1 protein-coding gene is annotated in these 366 nt (G+C 50.5%); it reads left to right on the top strand.

All coding sequences use genetic code 11. The features are described from left to right. A partial coding sequence (locus tag AB4512_RS23155; RefSeq protein WP_372175864.1) for an EamA family transporter occupies positions 1-366 on the top strand: 366 nt, incomplete at both ends.

Below are 366 nucleotides of genomic sequence, written 5' to 3'. Positions count from 1 at the left end.
ATCGTGTTGCGTCCAGAGCAATTTCACTGGGCCGCTATTGCAGGCTTAGGCAGCGCGCTCGCTATGGGTGTCGGCAATATCTTGATCAAACGTCTTCACGCAGAACAACACATTATCTCGACACTATTTTGGACCAGTGTAATGACTCTGCCGCTGGCGTTGGCTCTTGCTCTGCCTGCATGGGCGGCGATTGAATGGCGTCATGTTGGGTGGATTATGGCAATCAACCTATTCGTTCTTGGGTATCATGCCCTTGTGGTGGTGGCTTATAAAAAAGCGCCAGCAAACCAAATTGCTCTCGCGGAATACTCGGGGTTGGTGTTTGTGACTCTATTTGGCGTGATGTGGTTTGACGAAATCCCAGAC

The organism is Vibrio sp. 10N.222.52.B7, assembly GCF_041474275.1.
Classification (GTDB): domain Bacteria; phylum Pseudomonadota; class Gammaproteobacteria; order Enterobacterales; family Vibrionaceae; genus Vibrio; species Vibrio crassostreae_C.
Note: the sequence above shows the minus strand (reverse complement) of the source record. Positions and strands in the feature narration are given on the sequence as shown.